Origin of the sequence: Endozoicomonas sp. ONNA2 (genome assembly GCF_024606365.1) — a bacterium.
Taxonomy (GTDB): Bacteria; Pseudomonadota; Gammaproteobacteria; order Pseudomonadales; family Endozoicomonadaceae; genus Endozoicomonas.
In genome coordinates, this window is the sequence record NZ_JAHHPO010000491.1 from 1 (window position 1) to 3,696 (window position 3,696).

4 protein-coding genes are annotated in these 3,696 nt (G+C 45.6%); 1 reads left to right on the top strand and 3 read right to left on the bottom strand.

Annotation, left to right across the window (positions count from 1 at the left end):
* Window positions 1–182 precede the first annotated feature (182 nt).
* The 3 genes from KDK14_RS08830 to KDK14_RS21700 form a co-directional block, all read right to left on the bottom strand.
* Window positions 183–500: a site-specific DNA-methyltransferase gene (locus KDK14_RS08830; protein WP_257264725.1), complete on the bottom strand. Its 318-nt coding sequence runs from the start codon at window positions 498–500 to the stop codon at window positions 183–185.
* A complete protein-coding gene (locus tag KDK14_RS08835) occupies window positions 490–1,506 on the bottom strand; it encodes a site-specific DNA-methyltransferase (protein WP_257264726.1) in 1,017 nt (338 codons plus the stop codon). The genes KDK14_RS08830 and KDK14_RS08835 overlap by 11 nt, the downstream gene beginning before the upstream one ends.
* A 187-nt stretch (window positions 1,507–1,693) precedes the next feature.
* Window positions 1,694–1,897 (bottom strand): transposase family protein, encoded by a 204-nt coding sequence (locus KDK14_RS21700; protein WP_373691053.1) that lies wholly within the window; start codon window positions 1,895–1,897, stop codon window positions 1,694–1,696.
* A gap of 252 nt (window positions 1,898–2,149) precedes the next feature.
* On the opposite strand from KDK14_RS21700, the gene KDK14_RS08840 reads away from it, so the two are divergent.
* On the top strand, window positions 2,150–3,649 hold the full coding sequence (locus KDK14_RS08840; RefSeq protein WP_257264727.1) for a hypothetical protein: 1,500 nt from the start codon (window positions 2,150–2,152) through the stop codon (window positions 3,647–3,649).
* Window positions 3,650–3,696: the final 47 nt, after the last annotated feature.

Below are 3,696 nucleotides of genomic sequence, written 5' to 3' on the forward strand. Positions count from 1 at the left end.
TCCTCAATTTTCTGCCATCCTCGCTACGGGCGCTATTCTCGGACAGGCTCCTAGACGGATCTTGGGATGGTAGAGTAAGAGTGACAACTTTAAAGACTGCACCCTTGCGCCTAACGAGTGAATGGTTAATATCCTGAAAAAGTATGGGTAGAGGATATTTTTAAGCTCCCTACCCTTAGCATTCAAACCTTGCTTAGTTCTATCACTTCCTCTGGATAGTGATCATATACATCTTTGTCGATGATAAAGTTATCTTTTGTGGTCAAAAAAGCATTAGATTCTAGCTGAAGATTTCTCTGACTTGTATCCTGATTTACATAATCCCCCATTTTCTTTAAACCATGTCTCATCCTTGTCAATGTTGCATTAGCAGCTGTGAATGACTGATCAATACCTATCCAATGACGACCAAGCTCTCTGGCAGCATGGATAGTAGTTCCAGAACCACAAAATGGATCCAGGACAATATCTCCCGGGTTTGATGACGCTTCAACTATCATCTTTAACATATCCAAGTATCTTTTCAGTAGGATACCCAGTAATCATTTTGCTTTGGTGATGAGCATCCCTATAGCAATCCCATAAATCCGTTAAAGGGATTCTTTTTTCAGACTCCAAATATACTTTTCTACGAGGGTTGCCGTTTTTAGACCAATAAATCTCACCTTTTTCATCAAATGCATCAAGCTTGGCAGGAGTGTATTGCCAGTGCTTTCCCTTAGGTGGAAACATTCCCCTCCATTCCCCACCTGTTGCACCATAACGCACACCAGGAGCATGAATAGGAACTAGCTTGTAACGACCTTTTACATCTACTTTTGGATATTCTTTTTCAACCCAGTCATCTGCTGCAGGTATTCCAGGCTGATTGAATACCCAGTTTTTTGACTTACTATAAAAAAGAATATAGTCGTGTAAATTGGGATATTGCTTTCGTGTAGAGTTCTTGGAGCTACATTTTCTTCTAGTGATAAGACTTCTAAAGTTCGCTGCCCCAAAGACTTCATCCATGACGACTTTTAAATGGAACAACATTTGATGGCCAATATGGACATATATCGAGCCATCACTAGCCAGAAGCTCACGCATAAGAATCAGTCTTCTGCGTATCATTTCAATCCAGGATGCATTCCCTAAAATATCTTTGTATGCATGTTCCAAATTTCGGGAGTGAAACTCCATTCCTGTTCCGTATGGTGGATCAAGGTAGATCAGTCTTACCTTACCACTGTAGGATTCGTGCAGCTTACGCAATCCATAAAAATTGTCTGCAAGCATAAAGCTGTCTACAGGAACGCTGTCTACCGCGCTGATCTTTCCTTTTGTGGATACAGATATGTAGTCATGTCTTAGACATGCAAATATTTGCTCCGGAGTGATTTTATTAGAGTATTGGAGCGAAATTTCAGAAGAACAATCTGGCAAAGAGAAAGGCTCTGTTTTGATTCCGCCTGCTAATAATGCATCCTCAGTCTGTTTTTCATGTTTGCCTATGCCAGTAGCCATTAATTACTCTCTATACTGTATAAATATACATATTCGAATTCTAGCTCGTCTGGCCCAACTGTAAACAGTTGTTAGTGTGAATGCTACTGCTTCGCACCACATGGAAATAGCAATCTTCCGTATTATTTTTATTTTGACCAGGAGGCCGTCCGAGAATAGCGCAGGAGCAGTTGCCGCGTAGGGTAGTCTATCCTCGGACAGCCTCCCGGGGAACCCGGGTTGCCAATACACCATGTTCAGGACAATTAGCACGAGGTACACGGGCAACAAGGATGGTTTTAAATTGGCAGTTATCCGGGTTTCTCCAGCTTAGAATGACATGATCATAACCTGGACAGATGGTGTCACAAACACTGTATTTACAGGCTTTTTTCCATCGTGTTGGATGAATACCTTTACATCACCCTATGAAGCCGAGAGTTCGACATCCTCGACATACCACGGTTTTTAAGCCCGGGTATTTTGGCATACAGTTGCTTATCACGAATCTCGGCATCCTTGCCCTGAGTAGTTCAGAATATACTAAATCACCCGCTCAAAATGAGGAACAGCCAACAAATAGTTTCAGACAAACTGGCCTTGAACTTTTCCGGCCAGTTATTGACTAAAGCATTAGATCTTGGGTAATTGACAGGTAGACCCTATGAACAAACTAACCCCAGAAACGCAACGGCCCTGTCAAGGTCTCGCATCGGAGCAAGGATCATCAATTTCTCAGCCAACTGGTAACAGTGGCACCCATTTCGTGACCATGGCAACCGATTCTCAAAGTCAATCGCTCGCTGTTGACACATCCGCCATGGTGGCAAATGGTACGCCTGCCCCTGTCACCATATCACTGGCCAGCCGCTGCGCTGAATCATTGCCGGAATCCATGCCAGACAACGACAACCCCACGACCGCAAAAGACACTGCTAAAGTACCAGACAAAAACCTCAGGATTTATTCTGAAGTAAACCTCTCAAACTGCGCAACCTCAGATGCCATTGTCACTGAGCCGGTGGAAGTTCGCCCGCCCCCTTTATCGATTCCTGACCGAAATCCGCAGATGATCCGGGAAAGCGAAAATCTGGAAAATATGGCAGAACAACGCCTGGTTCCTGCCAGGGACTGGGAAATCCTGCACAGTGCATTGCTGCGCATCTGCGGCTTGCCCGATAATCCCGACAGGGCCGTTACTGACCATAGCTTACTGGCCTACTTTATTGGCTGGCTATCATCAGCTCCGAAGCAGCCTCCACCGGAATGGTTCATCATGGAAGCGGTTTATGCATTCTTCACGTTAACCCCCCCTGATCCGGTGCACCCCCGGCACCGGGAACAACAATTATTGCAGCAGTTTATGCGATCCTCTGTCAGTACCTGGCTCCACCGGATGGCAGCGGGAAAGAACATGGTCGCTGTTGAAGCAGGCCTGCGGCGTGCGGGCGTTGATATCAATCACAAGTATGGGAAAAGCGATTACTGTGACACTATTTGCTGCTTCACAGTATCTGAAACACCACCCTGCTGCTCAATACTCGGGGATACCCCGCTAATTGTGGCATATCGCAACAAACACTGGAATATGTTGGGTACACTGCTGGAAGCCAAAGATAGTGACATCACACAGTTGACCTATGGCAAGAAGCATCTGCTCTGCCGACTCTTCACGTTAAGGGAAAATTCTCTCATTGATGACAATTCACTGATGTCACTAACGAAAATATCCCTGAAAAAGCACGCCCGCAAAACAGTAAATTCTGAAACCCCCGGCTGGGGGAGACAAGTGCCGCTGGCATTATACGCCTTTATCCATGCTGCCCTGAATGGCGTAAATACCCGACTGATGACAACTATTCTGGCGAATTACCCTTGGGTGCGGCCACTACTCAAAGAAAACCAAATCGCAACAAACCTGGTGTTTGATGTGGCCCAAGGTGAGAAGGAGCTCCCCCATACCCTCGATTATCTGTTGAATTTGCCAGACGAAAATGGCCAGCCGCTGATCGAGTTGAAACGTTCACGTGAGCGCCTCGGAAGCAAGAGCTATCGCATCAACATCACACAACCCGGAAAAGACACTCAGTCAGGGCGAGTGGTGTCTCACGCAGTGGGGAATTTCGGCGGCCTCGTAATACCCGCCGGAATTAAAAAAAGGTAACTATTCAGCACCCCTCATTTAAATCTGGAATTTTCTGATTTTTATAC